At 38.5% G+C, this 17,910-nt stretch carries 19 protein-coding genes and 1 pseudogene; 10 read left to right on the top strand and 10 right to left on the bottom strand.

From position 1 onward, the window contains the following. Nucleotides 1-48: 48 nt before the first annotated feature. Both ACSHXM_RS12600 and ACSHXM_RS12595 read left to right on the top strand, forming a co-directional pair. Complete coding sequence (locus tag ACSHXM_RS12600; protein WP_435689122.1) at nt 49-519, top strand: low molecular weight protein-tyrosine-phosphatase; 471 nt, start codon at nt 49-51, stop codon at nt 517-519. A gap of 141 nt (nt 520-660) precedes the next feature. Beyond that, the gene (locus ACSHXM_RS12595) at nt 661-2,004 is read left to right on the top strand and encodes a class II 3-deoxy-7-phosphoheptulonate synthase (protein ID WP_435689121.1); all 1,344 of its coding nucleotides are present in this window, start codon (nt 661-663) and stop codon (nt 2,002-2,004) included. Nucleotides 2,005-2,298: 294 nt separating this feature from the next. On the opposite strand, the gene ACSHXM_RS12590 is transcribed toward ACSHXM_RS12595, so the two are convergent. The 4 genes from ACSHXM_RS12590 to ACSHXM_RS12575 all read right to left on the bottom strand — a co-directional run bounded on the left by ACSHXM_RS12590 (nt 2,299) and on the right by ACSHXM_RS12575 (nt 5,838). Beyond that, entirely contained in the window at nt 2,299-2,772 is a 474-nt protein-coding gene (locus ACSHXM_RS12590; RefSeq protein WP_435689120.1) for an NYN domain-containing protein, read from the bottom strand. A gap of 81 nt (nt 2,773-2,853) precedes the next feature. Beyond that, complete coding sequence (locus ACSHXM_RS12585) at nt 2,854-4,185, bottom strand: DEAD/DEAH box helicase (protein WP_435689119.1); 1,332 nt, start codon at nt 4,183-4,185, stop codon at nt 2,854-2,856. Between the two features lie 136 nt (nt 4,186-4,321). Then, nucleotides 4,322-5,089, bottom strand: coding sequence for a hypothetical protein (locus ACSHXM_RS12580; protein WP_435689118.1), 768 nt, complete (start codon nt 5,087-5,089; stop codon nt 4,322-4,324). Between the two features lie 56 nt (nt 5,090-5,145). Further along, a complete protein-coding gene (locus ACSHXM_RS12575) occupies nt 5,146-5,838 on the bottom strand; it encodes a sensor histidine kinase (protein ID WP_435689134.1) in 693 nt (230 codons plus the stop codon). Between the two features lie 241 nt (nt 5,839-6,079). Between ACSHXM_RS12575 and cysB the strand changes: the two genes are divergently transcribed. Then, the gene (gene cysB / locus ACSHXM_RS12570; protein ID WP_435689117.1) at nt 6,080-7,054 is read left to right on the top strand and encodes an HTH-type transcriptional regulator CysB; all 975 of its coding nucleotides are present in this window, start codon (nt 6,080-6,082) and stop codon (nt 7,052-7,054) included. Nucleotides 7,055-7,063: 9 nt separating this feature from the next. Here cysB and ACSHXM_RS12565 read toward each other — a convergent pair whose 3' ends face one another. The 3 genes from ACSHXM_RS12565 to pabB form a co-directional block, all read right to left on the bottom strand. Further along, the gene (locus ACSHXM_RS12565; protein ID WP_435689116.1) at nt 7,064-8,437 is read right to left on the bottom strand and encodes an L-serine ammonia-lyase; all 1,374 of its coding nucleotides are present in this window, start codon (nt 8,435-8,437) and stop codon (nt 7,064-7,066) included. Nucleotides 8,438-8,569: 132 nt separating this feature from the next. Next, the gene (locus ACSHXM_RS12560) at nt 8,570-9,142 is read right to left on the bottom strand and encodes a CoA pyrophosphatase (protein ID WP_435689115.1); all 573 of its coding nucleotides are present in this window, start codon (nt 9,140-9,142) and stop codon (nt 8,570-8,572) included. Between the two features lie 10 nt (nt 9,143-9,152). Continuing rightward, nucleotides 9,153-10,553, bottom strand: coding sequence for an aminodeoxychorismate synthase component I (pabB, locus tag ACSHXM_RS12555; RefSeq protein WP_435689114.1), 1,401 nt, complete (start codon nt 10,551-10,553; stop codon nt 9,153-9,155). A gap of 141 nt (nt 10,554-10,694) precedes the next feature. On the opposite strand from pabB, the gene ACSHXM_RS12550 reads away from it, so the two are divergent. Continuing rightward, nucleotides 10,695-12,212 (top strand): fumarate hydratase, encoded by a 1,518-nt coding sequence (locus tag ACSHXM_RS12550; RefSeq protein WP_435689113.1) that lies wholly within the window; start codon nt 10,695-10,697, stop codon nt 12,210-12,212. 132 nt (nt 12,213-12,344) lie between these two features. Next, nucleotides 12,345-13,823 (top strand): DNA recombination protein RmuC, encoded by a 1,479-nt coding sequence (rmuC, locus tag ACSHXM_RS12545; protein WP_435689112.1) that lies wholly within the window; start codon nt 12,345-12,347, stop codon nt 13,821-13,823. Between the two features lie 83 nt (nt 13,824-13,906). Here the strand turns inward: rmuC and ACSHXM_RS12540 are convergent. Beyond that, nucleotides 13,907-14,948: pseudogene (locus tag ACSHXM_RS12540) on the bottom strand (integron integrase). Nucleotides 14,949-15,189: 241 nt separating this feature from the next. On the opposite strand from ACSHXM_RS12540, the gene ACSHXM_RS12535 reads away from it, so the two are divergent. From ACSHXM_RS12535 to ACSHXM_RS12515, 5 genes are all read left to right on the top strand, one after another. Then, nucleotides 15,190-15,648: a hypothetical protein gene (locus tag ACSHXM_RS12535; protein ID WP_435689111.1), complete on the top strand. Its 459-nt coding sequence runs from the start codon at nt 15,190-15,192 to the stop codon at nt 15,646-15,648. Nucleotides 15,649-15,731: 83 nt separating this feature from the next. Then, complete coding sequence (locus tag ACSHXM_RS12530; protein ID WP_435689110.1) at nt 15,732-16,121, top strand: hypothetical protein; 390 nt, start codon at nt 15,732-15,734, stop codon at nt 16,119-16,121. 98 nt (nt 16,122-16,219) lie between these two features. Beyond that, entirely contained in the window at nt 16,220-16,564 is a 345-nt protein-coding gene (locus ACSHXM_RS12525) for an energy transducer TonB family protein (protein ID WP_435689109.1), read from the top strand. A gap of 110 nt (nt 16,565-16,674) precedes the next feature. Beyond that, nucleotides 16,675-16,929, top strand: coding sequence for a hypothetical protein (locus tag ACSHXM_RS12520; protein WP_435689108.1), 255 nt, complete (start codon nt 16,675-16,677; stop codon nt 16,927-16,929). A 161-nt stretch (nt 16,930-17,090) separates the two neighbouring features. Next, nucleotides 17,091-17,378, top strand: a complete 288-nt coding sequence (locus ACSHXM_RS12515) for a hypothetical protein (protein ID WP_435689107.1) — start codon at nt 17,091-17,093, stop codon at nt 17,376-17,378. A 105-nt stretch (nt 17,379-17,483) separates the two neighbouring features. On the opposite strand, the gene ACSHXM_RS12510 is transcribed toward ACSHXM_RS12515, so the two are convergent. Both ACSHXM_RS12510 and ACSHXM_RS12505 read right to left on the bottom strand, forming a co-directional pair. Continuing rightward, nucleotides 17,484-17,777, bottom strand: a complete 294-nt coding sequence (locus ACSHXM_RS12510) for a type II toxin-antitoxin system RelE/ParE family toxin (protein ID WP_435689106.1) — start codon at nt 17,775-17,777, stop codon at nt 17,484-17,486. Next, nucleotides 17,777-17,910, bottom strand: a 134-nt coding sequence (locus tag ACSHXM_RS12505) for a type II toxin-antitoxin system ParD family antitoxin (protein ID WP_435689133.1), incomplete at its 5' end; no start/stop codon positions are given. The genes ACSHXM_RS12505 and ACSHXM_RS12510, both read right to left, overlap by 1 nt.

Genomic DNA, 17,910 nt, shown 5'->3' with positions numbered 1-17,910 from the left:
CCCATGACGTTAAAAACCAAAATAAATGGATAAATGAAAGGGTAAAAAATGGCAGGTAACAAAGTTTCGGTCTTATTTGTATGTTTAGGAAACATTTGTCGCTCGCCTAGTGCAGAGGCGGTGTTTAGACATAAAGCGTTAGAGCTTGGGCTTGATATTGAAATTGATTCGGCGGGCACTGCAGGCTATCACAAAGGGGCTGCACCAGATAAACGTTCTCAAGCTGTAGGTCAAGATCGTGGATATAGTTTTAAAGGATTAAAGTGCCGTAAGGTTCACGAAAATGACTTTGAAAAATTTGACTTCATTCTAGGTATGGATAATAAAAACATTGCTAGTTTATTAGAGGATTGTCCTGAAGAATATCAGCATAAAATTTCATTGTTTTTAAGTCACTGTGGATCTGACGAAGAAGAGGTGCCCGATCCATATTACGGTGGTAAACGAGGATTTGAGTACGTGTTAGATTTAATAGAAGAAGCCTCTATTGGCTTAGTCAAAAAAATTCAAACTAAATAAAACACCTAAAATTACAAAATTTTTTAGCTTAAGTGTTGATATTTTAAACCATTACCACTAAGTTCTGCTGCCCAGTTTGTTGATTGGGGTTTAACCGACTACTTTTAACTGTTATTAGATTAATTATTCCGAGGAAAAATCGTGAGCCAGTGGCAACCTGATAGTTGGCGTGCAAAGCCAATAGTGCAACAACCTACATATGAAGATAAACATGAACTTAACCAAGTAGAAGATACCTTAAAAAGTTATCCTCCTTTGGTTTTTGCGGCTGAAACCCGTGAATTGTTTAGACAATTAGGTGACGTAGCTGAAGGTAAAGGATTTTTATTGCAAGGCGGTGATTGCGCCGAATCTTTTGACGAATTTAATGCGCCGAAAATCCGAGATACGTTTAAAGTCATTTTACAAATGGCCATAGTATTAACTTTTGCGGGACGTTGCCCAGTTACTAAAGTGGCGCGTATGGCAGGGCAGTATGCTAAACCTCGTTCAGGTAATTTTGAAACGATTAATGGCATTGCGTTACCTAGTTATCGTGGTGACATTATTAATAGTTTTGAGTTCACTAAAGAAGCTCGTCGACCTGATCCTCAACGTATGGTCGAAGCCTACCATAGAGGTGCTTCTACGCTTAACTTGTTGCGTGCTTTTGCACAAGGTGGCCTAGCAGACCTGCATGAAGTTAATCGTTGGAATATGGCGTTTGTAGAAAACAACCCACTTAAAGACAGATATCAAGATCTGGCTAATCGAATTCAAGATTCATTAGAGTTAATGAATGTAATGGGAATTAATGCCAGCAACACGCCAACACTGCGTGAAACTATGCTGTACACCTCACACGAAGCGTTATTATTAAATTATGAACAAGCCTTAACTCGCGTAGATACACTGACTGGTGATTGGTACAACTGTTCTGCACATATGTTGTGGATTGGTGAACGTACACGTCAATTAGATCATGCTCACATTGAGTTTTTCCGAGGTATTAACAACCCAATTGGTGTGAAAGTCGGACCGACCATGCAAGAGGATGAATTAATCCAATTAATTGATGCGTTAAATCCGAAAAACAAAGCAGGGCGATTAACTCTGATCACCCGTATGGGGGCTGATAACCTTGAGCAAAATCTACCTAAGCTCTTACGTCGTGTAAAACAAGAAGGCAAAAAGGTTGTGTGGAGTTCTGATCCAATGCACGGCAATACGTTTACTTCTGACAGTGGTTATAAAACACGAAACTTTGATGCAATTTTGCGTGAAATTCAGCAATTTTTTGCCGCACATAAATCTGAAGGTACCCACGCTGGTGGTATTCATTTAGAAATGACGGGACAACATGTTACCGAGTGTACTGGTGGGGCTTATAAAATTGGTGATTCTGACTTAGCAGAAGCTTATAAAACTCAATGTGATCCTCGTTTAAATGCCGATCAGGTATTAGAAATGGCATTTTTAGTGGCTGACCATTTAAGAGGCAACTAATAAACCTGAATACTGGATAAGCAGAACCTTTCGATAACGCTCTTTTTGTGCCTATCGACGTTGGATTGTCTAGCAATAACACGTTATTACGTACGACAATCCGCCTTGCTATACACGAAAAATTTCGTCACCGAGTAGAATTCAGCTGAGGTAACTTGGTCTAGTGTTACTAAGTCATTGAATTATAGTGTTAAATTAAAATTTATCGATACTTCTTATCCAGTAATCAGGTTAATAAAAAGTGGCTTGAGGTGTACTCGGTTATACCTCAGGCTTTTTTATTAACCTAATGTTTTACTGCAAAAGACTGTCGTCTATTTTATGAAATATCTGGCAGGCATTCACTAATGAATTTGCTGTGAGTTCAGGTACACCGTATACCTCGGTCTTACAGTTATATTTTTCTGATACTTTCTTCAGTAACAAATCAAAATCACCATCTCCAGACAACAAGATAATGGTGTCAGCATGTTCTGCAGCTTCTAACACATCTATAGCAATACCAACATCCCAATCGCCCTTTGCTGAGCCGTCACTGCGTTGAATATAGGGTTTTAGTTTGACCTCGAAACCTATGTGTTTAAGAGCACTTTGAAATTTTTGTTGCTGAGAGTCGCCTCTATCTATGGCGTAGGCACTTGCCGTCACAATGTTACCTTGGTGGCTGATATGTTGCCAAAAACGCCTGTAATTAAACTGGCGTCCATAGGCTTGACGAGTGGTGTAGTAGATGTTTTGTACATCTACAAAAATAGCAATTTTTTGCAACGGGATTTTCTCTATGGTAGTGGTGTAAACATCAGCTAAACTTGTTTTAAATTTAGCACCTAACCCATCATTTAAACTGACTTAGTCTTCATCTTCACTGGGGTTAGCTACCTGCCTAGGTTTTCGTTTTAATGGCACATCACCCACTTCTTTACCTTGCATGGTCTTCACACGGTTAGGAGCCTGTTGTACGTGTTGCTTTTTATTAGCCTTTTTCTTAGGCGCTTTTTTAGCGCCGATATTTTTTCCTTTGGCTGGCTTTAATCCTTTAAATTTAGCTTCTAGGCCTTCTATTTCACTAAACTCTATGTTTTGTTGTAAGAAGCTTTTTATCGCTAAATAGCTATACCAATCTTTCGGGCCAACAAATGAGACAGCTTCACCTTTGTTACCCGCACGGCCTGTTCTACCCACTCTATGCACGTATTCGTCGGCTAACTTGGGCAAATCGAAATTTACGACTAAAGCCACATTAAGTAAGTCTAAACCTCGCGAGGCGATATCTGTGGTGACGAGTATATGTTGTTGACCACGTCCAAATTCACTCATGATGTTATTACGCTGACCTTGAGTTAAATCGCCACTTAAAGCGATGGCGTGAAAGTCTTGCTCTTTAAGTAGATTAGCCAATCTTTCTGTATCTGAGCGGGTTGCGGTAAACACAATAATTTGGCGATAATCTTGCTGCTCAATGACTTTAGTCAATAAGGCTTCTTTATGGGTGACATGGTCAGCTAAGTAAAATTTCTGATTAATATCTTTATGTTCTTCGCTCGACGAACCCACGCTGACTCTTTGCGGACTTTTGAGTAAAGATTGGGTTAGCTGGTGCATGGCTGCACTGTCTAATGTCGCTGAGAACATCATAGATTGACGTTTTCTATGATCCGCGGCTTGGTTAATTTGACGTAATTCAGAGGCAAAGCCTAAATCTAACATCCTATCTGCTTCATCTAATATTAAGAGTTCTAACCCATTTAAAAACAGTGACTTACCAGACAAGTGGTCAACGACTCTACCAGCTGTGCCAACAATAAAATGAGGGTGATGTTTAAGTGCCTTAACCTGATCATTAAAGTTTTCTCCACCTAAAACCAAGGCTGCCTTAAGCGGCTGTTTTGCGATTAACCATTTTAGTTGCAGAAAAACTTGTTTGGCTAATTCTCTCGTTGGCGCAAGGATTAAAACCCTAGGGTCGCGTTTACTAAGCGGGTGTTTGGTTAACACTCTATGCACAGCAGGTAATAGAAAAGCTAATGTCTTACCCGAACCGGTTTTAGAAGACGCAATTAAGTCTTTACCCATAAGGCCATATGGAATTGCCTTTTTTTGAATTTCAGTGGGTTCGGTGAGTCCTTTTACGTCAAGGGACTTTAACAGATTGTGGTGTAAAGACAGTTCGGAAAATTGCAAAGATAACGCTCTCAAATTAGTTATTGTTAGCAATTATACAGGGTCTATTGAAATGTGTGCGGTTATTTATTCATTAACCAGTGAATCTGAATTATTCTTGCTTAACTCAAAGAAATAATTGAGGAAATATAAACATTTACCATTTTTTCTTTTGAGCAAAAAGTTCGTCGAGTTCGTTTTTTTCAGACTCTTCTTTTTTGGCAACATCTCTACTGTTTGCCGTTTTAAGCGTTGTTTCAATATTTTTAAGTTTGTCTTCAAGCTGAGCTAATTTAGTGGTCATATAGCCGGTTGGGTTGGGTTGAGCAGATAGGGCACCGATTGCTTTTTCTAAACACTGCCTAGCTGACCCTAGCTGATTATTTTTGATGGATACATCACCACGTCTTACTAAGGTGTCAACATTTGCTCGAAGTTGTAACCCTTCTAAATGTTTGTCTTCAGCTAAAAATACTCGGCTTTCAATCTTCCCTTTTTTAAACTCAGCTCTTAGCAGAGCCCTAAGGGTTTTAACACCACGAATAAATTGTATTACCTGTTTGTCACCTTGTGGTAATTGAAAGCTGTCTTCAGCAGGAGGTGTTTGGTTTATATCTAAGGATTTAATGCTGTCTTCTAATGATTTAATACGTTCTTTTGAGTCAGCGCTGCTTTCGTTCATGACTTGTAAGGTTTTTAAGCCTTGTAAGACTCTGCGTTGTAATATGAATATTAGTCGTTGAGTAATAGGAATGCTTTCAGAAGCGAGTAGGGCGGACTCTGTTCCTTCAATAATATTTTTTTGTTTTGCGACTTCTGTTCTACGCTCAGTTTCAACTTTATTCTTATGTTGTTGAATCGCGTTCACTATAATGCCCATTAGCACTAGTGCGACGATCAATATGATTATTACAGTGAAAATCATGTATTTCTATTTTCCCAACATATAAAATTTGTGCAATTTAAATTCTTAAAGGTTTTTTAAGGTAGTTTTAATTCAAAAATACTACCACCTAATGCTCCACCATTTTCTAATTTTATTTGGCCATGTAACTCTTTATTTGTATGAGCCTGTGCAATTAACCTCGCAAAAAACAATCCCAAGCCCGTTCTTCCCTGGCTAATATCATAATTTTGCATGGTTATTTCATTTGCATCTAACATTCTCTGAGGATAACCAGGTCCGTCGTCTTCAATCCTAAATACTAAAAAGTCATCTTCAGTATAAACACTTAATTTGATGTGACTTTTACTATAACGCATTGCATTAATTAATACGTCATTGATTAATATGCCAATTAAATCTGCATCTAGATACCATACTAAATCGGCTGATTGCTCAACTTCTAAAATCATATTTTTATGATTTAGGTAACTTTCGTTACTTGCTTTTAGTTCATCTACTACTTCTTCTATGTAATGCTCATCTATATTTAGAGGCATGTTTTCAAGACCGGCACGATATAAGGATAGCAGTTGAACTAAACCTGTATTTAGACGAGCGGCTTCATAATGAGCAGAAGCAAAGTGTTCATTGGTTGTGGGATCTGTTTCGGACATAGATTGACCGAGGTTTTCAATAGATTGGATCAATAAACATAGAGAGTTTTTCATGTCGTGCACGGCAGAGCCTAGAACGGTAGCAAAATCTATTGAATGATTAGAGGGTTTCATCATATTCACCATTATTGTTATTTAGTACTTTTTGCTGCACAGATAACCCCCTTATCTTATTGATATATTTGGCTATATTATCAGACATTGATACAAATGTTAGGTCTGATTAGGATCAGTTTTTTTGTTTTCCATATGAATATTTAGAACTTTTTTATAAATATTAATGGAATTTCCTTTCTCAAAGTTATATAACGTTTTATTATATACAAATTCCAATGCTTAAAAACAAGGCTTTGCCATGAAATTACAACAACTCCGTTATATTGTTGAGGTTCTTAACAATAACTTGAATGTCTCTGCAACTGCAGAAAGCTTGTATACATCTCAACCTGGGATCAGTAAACAAGTTAGGATGTTAGAGGATGAGTTGGGGGTACAAATATTTGGTCGTAGTGGCAAACATTTAACTCATGTAACGGAAGCTGGCCAAGATGTGATTAATATTTCTCGAGAAATATTAGCTAAAGTTGAAAGTATTAAAGCCGTTTCTCGTGAACACACTTTACCTGATCAAGGTAAGTTGAATATTGCGACTACTCACACCCAAGCACGTTATGCACTGCCTGATGTAATCAAAGGCTTTATGAATAAATATTCGAAAGTGTCTTTACATATGCATCAAGGTACACCTTCACAAATCAGTGATTTGGCCGCTAAAGGCGAAGCTGATTTTGCGATTGCTACAGAATCGTTGCATTTATATAACGATTTAGTCATGTTGCCTTGTTACCACTGGAACAGAAGTATCATAGTTAATCGTGAACACCCTCTTGCGAAAAAGGGCACCTTAACCATTGAAGATATCGCCAATTACCCACTTGTGACTTATGTTTTCGGTTTTACTGGGCGTTCATCCCTAGACCAAGCCTTTAGCAATGCTGGGCTTGATCCAAAAATTGTTTTCACAGCTACAGATGCAGATGTGATTAAAACATACGTTAGACTGGGCGTAGGTATTGGCGTCATAGCTTCTATGGCGATTGATGATAAGTTAGATTCTGATCTCGTGAAAATTGATGCAAGTCACTTATTTGAATACAGTACAACTAAGATTGGATTCCGAAAAGGTTCGTTTTTACGCAGTTATATGTATGAATTTATTGAACGATTTGCTCCTCATTTGACTAAGTCAGTGGTTGAAAAAGCCATGATGCTTAAAAACAATGACGAAGTGGAAAAAATGTTTAAGGGACTCACACTACCTGTAAGGTAAGTCAGTTTTTTAACATTCAATTATGTTTACAGCTAAACCGCCTCTGGCGGTTTCTTTGTATTTAGACTTCATGTCATTGCCGGTTTCTAACATGGTTTTGATGACTTTATCTAAAGAAACCTTGTGTTGGCCTGAACCTCTCAAAGCTAATCTCGAAGCATTAATGGCTTTGATGGCACCCATAGCATTTCTTTCAATACAAGGCACTTGAACCAACCCGCCAACCGGATCACAAGTTAATCCTAGATTATGCTCCATGCCTATCTCCGCCGCATTCTCAACTTCTTCGACTGTGCCGCCCATTATTTCTGTTAACGCACCAGCAGCCATAGAACAAGCCACACCGACTTCACCTTGGCATCCTACTTCTGCTCCAGAAATTGATGCGTTTGTTTTGTACAAGATACCAATAGCAGCAGAGGTTAGTAAGTAACGTCTTACAATGTATTCATCCACTGGGCTGACAAATTTATTAAAATAATTTAAGACAGCAGGAATGACACCTGCCGCGCCATTTGTTGGTGCAGTGACGACCCTTCCTCCTGCAGCATTTTCTTCGTTAACCGCTAATGCAAATAAGTTAACCCAGTCCATGGCTTGCATAGGATCATTGGTTCGGGAGTTTTGTAGTTTCTTATACAAATCAGGCGCTCTTCGCGTTACTTTTAATCCACCTGGCAACACTCCTTGCGTATTAATACCTCTTTCAATGCTTTCATGCATGATTTTCCACAGGTGCCATAACTTTGCAGTAATGTGTTTAGCACTGTTGTGCACCGACTCATTTTGTAGCATTAGGTCGCTAATAGAGAATTTGTGTTCGTTACAAATTGTCAGTAATTGCTGCGCATTGGAAAATTGATGGGGGACAACGGGTAACTGTTGTTTGGCTATTTTTTGTCTATGTTGGGTGAAATCCTGTTCTTCTACTACAAAGCCGCCTCCAATTGAGAAATAACTTTTGGACAGTAACAATTTATCATTTTGCCAAGCGTGCAAGGTCATGCCATTTGCGTGTTGCGCTAAAGATTTACGTCTATGGAAAATGATAGCGTCTTTATTGGCAAAACTAATCTGTTTTTTATTTAGTAAAAGTAATTGCTCTGACTGTTTTACCTTGTGCAAAATGTCGTCGATTAAGTGACTTTCTATGCTTTCAGGTTCATACCCCAGTAACCCTAAAATCACCGCTTTTCCAGTGCCATGGCCTTTTCCTGTTTGTCCTAAGGAACCAAATAGCTCAGTGGTGATATGTGAAGTAGAGGAGAAAAGCTTTTCTTGCTCAAGATGTGTGGCAAATGTTTTGGCGGCTCGCATTGGCCCGACAGTGTGAGAGCTAGAGGGGCCAATACCAATACTAAAAATATCAAAAACTGTGAGCATAATTTGATGATCCAAATATTAATATGCAATCGATTGTGTCGGTATTTTTAGTTTAGAACAACAAAAGGGGTTTTATTCTCAAATTGAAATGTCGATCCAAGTGTAAACATATGTTGATAGTACGGAAGATTATTACTCGGACAAATGATTAGACAGGGTACGCACAAACGCTGCAGTCGCTCCCCAAATATTGTGGCTTTTCCATGGAATAAAATACACGGGGTGTTGATTGTTTTTACGGTTCGCCATATGTACAAAATGATTGTTTTGGTTCATCAAAAAATGTAACGGAACTTCAAATGTACTATGTACCTCATTTTCATCTAAGATCAATTTACATGTTGAGTGAATAAAACCAATATACGGTGTGACTTCAAACCCTGTTATGGTGTGGTAAATCGGCAGTTTACCGACTACCTCAACTTCATTTGTAGGTATGCCGACTTCTTCTGTTGTTTCTCGCAAGGCTGTATCTAATAAATTATTGTCTGTTGTTTCTTGTTTCCCGCCTGGAAAACTGATTTGGCCACCATGGTGTTTTAAGTGTTTAGCCCGTTGAGTAAATAAAACTGTCAGTTGATCTTTATGTTCAATAATCGGTAGCAACACAGCGGCGGGACGCCCGGGTTTTTTTAACGGGTAATCCGCATCATGCCTAATCATTTTTGCATGATGAAATTGAGTTAAAAACTGAGCTTTATTCATTGCGTCATTATCATTGTTTCAGAATGGGTAATATTTTCGATACTTTATCTAAACTCTCTTGGTACTCGTCAGCTGCATTTGAATCGATCACTATGCCTCCTCCGGCCCAACAGTGAATTTTTTTACCTTGGGTTGTTTGTTCACAAAGTAAAGTACGGATACAAATACTCGTATCCATATCTCCTTGTACACCAAGATAACCAATGCTGCCACAATAAATATTTCGATTATTCGGTTCTAACTCATCAATAATTTGCATGGCTCTTATTTTGGGCGCCCCAGTAATTGACCCGCCAGGAAAAGCGCCTTTCAATAACGCAAGCGCAGAGCTATCTGAATTAAGTTGTCCCGTTACAGTGCTCACTAAATGATGTACAGCCTTAAAACTTTCGATTTGAAATAGCTCCGGGACTTTGACTGTGCCCGGTAAACAATGTTTACTTAAGTCGTTCCTAAGTAGGTCGACTATCATCAAATTTTCTGCTTTATCTTTTTCTGAATTTAATAAGTTTTCTATTTGAATTTTGTCTTGGATTTTATCTGCGCTTCTTGGTCGTGTGCCTTTAATGGGTTTAGTTTGTACCTGTTTTTCTTGTACAGAGATGAAGCGTTCGGGAGATATACTTAATATACAGCTGTCCTGTAAGCGTATAAATGCTGAAAAAGGTGCTTGGTTGGCGGTTCTAAGCTGTTTGTAAGCCTGCCATTCATCACCTTGATATAACGCACTAAACCGTTGCGCTAAGTTTATTTGATAACAGTCTCCAGCGGTTAAATAGTCATGTACCTTGGTAATTTTCTGCTGGTATTCTTGTTTATCCATATTGGCTCGCCACGGAGCTGTCAGATTGAAATCAGACGTACGTTTTATCCTTATGTTTTGTTCAATATCTTCTGTTGAAGGATGGGGATGTCCGTCTAAAAAACACAGATAGAACTGTTGCGATTGCCTTTCTTTAATCACGCTCCACGAATAAATACCTACTGCCATATCGGGTGATGCATATTCTTGTCGGTTTTGGCCTGTTTGTGGTTCAAATCGTCGGCCTAAATCATAGCCAAAATACCCTAACGCACCTGCTAGAAATGGCAGAGAATTTTGCTTAGGTATGGCTATATTTTGTGGAATGTATTCTTCTATTAAACCTTGCAATAAAGTTAAAGGGTCTGCCTGACTGCTAGATTGACCAACCTGTTTGGTAATTAAGCTACTGCTGCCCATTGTTGTAATGGTGGCGATGGGGTTTGCCACCAAAATATCAAATCGCGCATCTTGATGTTGGCTATCTGCTGAATCTAATAACATTGCCCAAGGTTGAGCCGAAAACTGTTCAAACACGTCGGCATTACTGGTATTCGCCGGGATATTGAGGGGGGTAATAGTAATGGAAGATTTTTGCTGCATCGTCATCTGTTGGTTTTGTGTTCGTTCTACATTTCTTGTTGAATTTTTGTATTGATTTGGCGATTTGGCGATTTGTCGTGGAGCAAATAGCAGGAGCAGGTTATCATAATAGGCGAAACATTATTCCTTAAAATTCAAGAGGCATTTATGACTGTTATCCGTCAGCAAGATTTTATCGATAGTATCGAAGAGTCTTTGCAGTTTATTTCTTATTACCATCCACTTGATTACATTCAAGCGGTAGAAAAAGCTTATAACAAAGAAGAAAGCCAAGCTGCAAAAGATGCCATGGCACAAATTTTAATTAATTCTCGTATGTCGGCTGAAGGAAAACGCCCTTTATGTCAAGACACAGGCATAGTGACCTGTTTTGTAAAAATAGGCATGGGTGTGCAGTGGGACAAAACAGATTTAACTGTTCAGCAGATGGTTGATGAAGGCACCCGCCGTGCGTATTTGAATCCAGATAACCCATTGAGAGCTTCTATTGTTGCAGACCCCGCAGGCAAAAGAACAAACACAAAAGATAACACGCCGGCTGTTGTGCACATTGATACGGTCGCTGGTGAGCATATTGAAGTGATGATCGCCGCCAAAGGTGGTGGTTCAGAGAATAAATCTAAAATGGTGATGTTAAACCCAAGTGATGATATTGCTGACTGGGTAGTAAAAACCTTACCCACTATGGGAGCGGGTTGGTGTCCACCGGGTATGTTAGGCATAGGCATTGGTGGTACAGCTGAAAAAGCCGCTGTGCTTGCCAAAGAAAGTTTGATGGATCCTGTGGACATTCAAGAGTTGATGGACAGAGGCGCTGAAACCACTGAAGAAAAACTACGCTTAGATATCTTCAAAAAGGTTAATGATTTAGGCATAGGAGCCCAAGGCTTAGGTGGGTTAACCACAGTCGTTGATATTAAAATTAAATCGTTGCCAACCCATGCGGCATCAAAGCCTGTCGCTATGATCCCTAATTGTGCTGCGACTCGTCATGCTCACTTCCACTTAGATGGAAATGGTCCTGCTGATTTCACGCCACCTAAATTAGAAGATTGGCCAGAAGTAACATGGGAAGTAGGAGAGGGGACGCGAAGAGTTGACTTAAACACTGTCACCAAAGAAGATATTCAAGACTGGAAAGTAGGCGAAACAGTATTACTTTCAGGCAAAATGTTAACTGGCCGAGATGCTGCGCATAAACGTATTCAAACTATGTTAGCTAATGGTGAAGGTTTACCTGAAGGCGTAGACTTTGATAACAAATTTATTTATTACGTTGGCCCAGTTGACGCGGTAGGTGATGAAGCGGTTGGTCCTGCTGGCCCCACAACGGCTACTCGTATGGATAAATTCACCGACATGATGTTAGAGCAAACTGGCATTAGCGGCATGATTGGTAAAGCCGAACGTGGTCCTGCTACCGTGCAAAGTATCGCTAAACACAAATCGGTGTACTTGATGGCCGTAGGTGGTGCAGCGTATCTTGTATCAAAAGCGATAAAAAATGCTCGTGTAGTGGCCTTTGAAGATTTAGGTATGGAAGCTATCTACGAATTTGACGTAGAAGACATGCCGGTAACAGTGGCGGTTGACAGCACCGGCGCCAATGCCCACGAAACTGGCCCTGCTATTTGGAAAGTTAAAATAGCCGAGCAAAATAGCTAACGCTACGTTTATAAATTATGGTGTAGACAGCGGCCAAATAGCCGCTGTTTTTTTATCACTAAAATTTAGTAATTTTTAATAACACTTAATAACAAACCGTAATAACTCTTAATAAAAACAAATTGGACGCTTATGAACCTAGAATTTGATCCTATCCCTTTTGCCATTGTCCTTGCTATTGCTGCTGGCCTGTTTGTATTTGGCGCGTTACTTGGCGGTTTAATTATGGGGCAGCGAGCCAAATCTAGAGCTAAACAAAATATAGAGCAAAGCGAGGTTTTGTTTCAGCAACAAGAAACCGTATTACGTGATCAATTAGCCCAACAAGACATTGCCTTAAAAGAACTCACAGTAGAACAAAAATCAGCTAGAGAAGAGCAACTTCAATTACAAAACAAACTGGGACAATTGACCCAACAAGTTGCACGAATTTCAGAATTAGAAATCGAAAAACAACATTGGCAACAAGAATATCAACAAGCCAATAAAGTTGGCGCTGAATTACGCACTCAGTTAGAGTCTCAAGCGGCAAGATTTGAGCAAGAACAAATAGCCAGTAAAGAAAAGCTACAACTCTTAGAAGAGGCGGAAAAACGCCTAAAAGAACAATTTGAAAATGTCGCCAATAAAATCTTTGAACAGAAACAAGAAAAGTTTAGCCAATCGAGCAAAGCTAATTTAGATACTATTTTGTCACCACTTAAAGTGCAGATAGAAGGGTTTAAAAAACAGGTTTCGGATCAATATGTCAAAGAAGGCCAAGAGCGCGCTTCGTTAAAAACAGAAATATTAGGTTTAAAAGAGTTAAATCAACAAATTACTCAAGATGCGGCGGCCTTAACTAAAGCCCTCAAAGGTGACAATAAAGCCCAAGGTAACTGGGGAGAAGTGGTGCTTGATCGCGTACTGAAAGAGTCAGGCTTACGTGAAGGCCACGAATTCGAAACCCAAGTTTCGTTAAAAGATGAACATGGTAAATTGTATCAACCCGACGTTGTGGTGCATTTACCTAGTGACAAAGACGTGGTGATTGATTCTAAAGTATCCTTGGCCGCCTACGAGCGTTATTTTAACGAACAAGAAGATGATGGCGCTCGAGCTATACATTTAAAAGAACACATCAACTCTTTACGCAATCACATTAAAGAACTCGGTAAAAAGGATTATCAAGATCTGCAGGGTATTCGTACCTTAGATTATGTGTTGATGTTTATCCCAATTGAGTCGGCTTTTCTGTTGGCCGCAGACCAAGCGCCAGAGTTACTAAAGCTAGCTTTCGACAACAATATTATGTTGGTCAGCCCGACTAATTTGCTGGTGGCTCTTAGAACCATCAATAATATTTGGCAGTACGAATATCAAAATCAAAATGCCCAAAAAATAGCCGACAATGCAGCAAAACTGTATGACAAGTTTCATGGCTTTGTGACCGACATGGATAAAGTGGGTAAAGCGTTAGAATCTACTCAAAAGAACTTTGATGGTGCCATGAATAAATTGTCTACGGGTAAAGGCAATATAGTTAGGCAAGTGGAACAATTTAGAAAACTAGGGGTGCAAAGTAATAAGAAGCTTGACGATAAGCTGATTGAACAAGCAGATTCAGAGTAAAAATAACGCTATGCTTTGGGCAATGCTACCTAGCTGTTTCTACCTAGCCCCTAAAAAGCTATCTAGCTGCTACTATCTAACCGCTATAAGCGGCTCAGTGGACTGACGACTGCGTTAGCACCTTGTTGCAGTACATGAGTATATATTTGTGTAGTTTTAACATCTGAATGACCTAATTGAGATTGTACTGTACGAATATCAGCGCCACTTTGTAAAAGGTGAGTGGCACAAGTTTGTCAGGAATTAAATTTGAACATCCAAAGGATGACCCGTAGGGAAAAATATAAGGACGTATTTTTTAAAGGAATGACGCAGTGTGTGTGGAGTAATTTGCTTGGTTAAACCAGCCGCTGTTACTGCTGACTTAACAGCTTTTCTTACTCCGGTTTGATCAAAGTGGTGCCTGCGTATTTCTCCTGTTGCTGGATCTGCACTAAGTTTGTAAGAAGGAAATAAGTATTGCTAAGCAAGGGATTTATTAGCTGAAGGGTATTTTTTCGCTAATGCGTTAGGCATCCATACGCCCGAATATTGGTCGTTTCGTAAATCCAGATTTAGATATTCATCAACTTGCATTATTTGGTTTCTCAACAATGGTATTAATTCAGTAGCAAGTGTGACAATTCGATGTTTATTGCCTTTTCCATTCCATATTTGAATACATTTGTAGTCAAAATCTATGTCCTTTACTCTTAGTTGGACTGCTTCCATAACGCGTAAACCACTGCCATACATTAAACCTGCAATTAGGTAATAACGTTTTCTTAGGTGTGTCATGAATTTTTTTACTTCCCCTTGTGTCATCACAACGGGTAACTTTGATTGGCGTTTACTGCGCGCAAAATTCAAACTGTTAGACAGTTCTCTTTTAATAATATGTTTATATAAGAATGAAAGGGCATTTAAAGCTGTAGCTTGAGTTTTGGGCGCCACATTACTTTTTAATGCTAAATGTTCTAAATACTCCTCAACTTCTGTATCAGCCATAGATGAGGGGTGACGTTTATCGTGAAAATGAATAAAAGATGAAATCCACTTCAAATACGTTTCAATAGTTCTTTTAGAATACTGCTTAAGAAACATATATTCTGCTATGTGATTTAAAAATGGAGATTTAATGTTCATTACACTTACCATATGAATGCTGTATTAATATACAGTGTTGTTCATTTTCCTTACTAGTCAAGAAAAGAGGAAAGTTTCTTTTAAAAGTTATTTTTATAAAGAATCATTAGGGATATTTATTTAATGCTGGTAAGTAATTAGGGCATTTGATACAACTATGTAAATTCAGAAATAGGGGAAAGTCGTTGGAAGAAAAACAGGAAACTTTCCCACTATTAAATTGTTATGTTGCAAGGGAAGTATGCGTAAAATTTTAGCATTTTTATTTATCTTAATTTCTTTAAGCGCCGTTGCTTCAATAGACTTACACATGCTTGTTCCTACTAAGCTAACTTATCAAGAGCTGTCTGATTTAGGTATTAAAAGAGTGGTTGTGGAGTCAGGCAATGCAAAGGATAACTGGGCAGTTATTATTTATCCTGCCTTAGATAATAAAAGGGAAACGTTATCTGAGGTTGCTGTAACCATGCTATTAGATGGGAGGGAAATATTAATGACTCTTGCGAAGTCAGAACAACTTCCAAATAACAAATTTATGCGTAGTGATGTTGCATTTGTTAACGAAAATAATTTAGTTGTACAAATTAACATTTCTTATGGTGGCAGAGATTTAATTATTCCTAACGTCATGGAATTAAAAACTATTAGTTACAGAGAGTATGAGTTGCAATATAACAAGCCACTAAAGCAGGACAAATAACTGTTGGCTTATGCTCCTGCGTCGCTTATGTTAGCCAACAATTATTTGCCCCTTAGTGGGGCGTTATATACCTATTTGAAATTATGAAAAAACTTGTACTTTTTTTAACTCTTATTTTCTCAAGTAATGTATTTGCTTGCTCATGCATGAAATTCGATGTTGTCGAATTTCTAAAGTTTTCGAATAAGGTTTATGTTGGTAAGGTTATTAATATTCAAAAGCTGGGAAATGAAGGAAGAATGTCAGCTGCACTTTCAGTTACTGAGAAATTCGTTGGTCAGCCTTTTGATGTAGAGGAAGTCATTACGGGAACTTCAAATTGTAGTGCAGATTTCTCCGTTAACATAACATACTTAGTTTTTGAAAATAAAAACGGTTATGTATCAATGTGCTCTATGATGGAGCTTAAATATGTACCTAATTTAAAATCAAATTTAGAAGCACTGCGACACATTAGGAAGTTCGGTATATAACAAATGAATTATTTCGTTCGTAAACTCACTGGGAATTTTACTCGCTGGCCTTCGGCCAAAGCGCTCCTAAAATCCCCATATTCAAAGCGTTATAAGCCATGATGATCGACTTAGTTTTAATTTCAGCATTAGTATCATTTGTTAATACCGATACATACGAAGTAGATTCATGTGTTGGTGAAAAGTTTGCGTTAATCGAAACAGTGAATCCACAATGGCCTATTCATTCTGAACGGATTTTGGGTATCGGATACGTTGATATAAAAATTACCGTTAGTAGCGAAGGTCAGGTTATTGAACGTCAAATAACTCGTTCTCAACCTAGAAGAATTTTTGATAGGCAAGCACTTCGAGCCTTAACTAAATGGAAGTTCAATCTTTCAAAGCATGAAGAACGTTGCTTTGACGTAACTTTTAAATTTGATCCCGACAAGTTTGAGTAAATGGCTTATAACAAACCGTTTAACGAAAACGCCAGCAAACAGCACTGGCACGGACTCGCAAAATACGCTCGCCCGTTAACGGGGCGTTATATTGCAAAAAGGAGGATGGCGTGAACGACAAAGGAAATTGCGAATCTTGTGGTCGAAAGATACAAAACACAGTCTTCGATAAATGCATGTATTGCGGTGAAGTGCTTCCAAAACATCAAATCTTTTCGGAAAATGAAAAAGAGACTATTTTAGCCAATCAAAAGCAAGCAGAATTAGATGAAGCTAAGGTGTCCAAGTCAAAATCGAATAATCATTTCGGCCGCGATGGCGGCGTGTTCTATTTGGGCGGAGACTCTGGCGGCTCTTGTGACTAATCGACAATTGCAATATAACAAAACAATTAACATTATTCGCTTCGCTCATTGGGAAAAAGCCTCGCTGGCACTTCGTGCCAAAGCTCTCGGTTTTTCCCGTTATTGTAAGCGTTAGTTTTTTAAAAACTGGTTACCTCACTCTATCAAAAAAGGATGATTTGATGATAGATAAAATTACGACCTTATTCTTTGTTTTTACTTTTTCGGGTTGTGTTGTGATGCCTGAAACTGATAATAAGCAAAATTATCAATGTGGTTTATCTACTGATAAGAAAACGTTGAAAGTTGTTAATTTAATGGATGGTGATACTAGTTTTTATGAGTGGAATGATGAGATTTCTTCAATTATAACAATGCCAACTTCCGCCGTTGTATCTAGTGTTTACGTAGCAGTGAATAATATTTATCACTTTGGTGAAAAGCAGATAAAATGTGGTAACAAAAACTAACAAACGCATTAAGCCTGACTCCGCAAGCAGGCCGGTTTTTTGCAAAATTAACGGCGCAAAAAAGCGTCCAACTTGCTCCGCTGTTTATGCGAAGCGTTATGTTTTTCAGAGCGCGCGGTTAACATCCATACTTTTGTGTAATATTCTTACAATTAAAATTTGGTTTGGTTTATGTTCTTTATAATAAATTATGTGACTAGCCTGAGGCCGTTTTCGATAACCTTCTCTTATATAATCGCAATTGACTGCCAGCACAGGTTCATCTGCTAATTGATGGAAAGTATTATCTAACAGTTTTAAATAATCATTTCTTTGCGCTTTTCCCCAAGTTAACTGAGTATACTTGGCTATTTTTATTAAATCGCCTTTAGCTTTTCCTGATAATTCGAATTTCGACATTAGTGGTTATCTTTGTCCAGCTCCGAAATCAAAGAATCATACGAGTAATCTGTCACGCCACTGTTTTCACCTTCAATTAGCATATTGCGTAAATTCATTATCTTTGTTTCCTGATCTTCTAAAGCTCTTAAAC

Origin of the sequence: Paraglaciecola sp. (assembly GCF_051252315.1) — a bacterium.
Classification (GTDB): Bacteria; Pseudomonadota; Gammaproteobacteria; order Enterobacterales; family Alteromonadaceae; genus Paraglaciecola.
The sequence above is the reverse complement of the archived record's forward strand: the minus strand, read 5'-3'. Positions and strand labels throughout refer to the sequence as shown.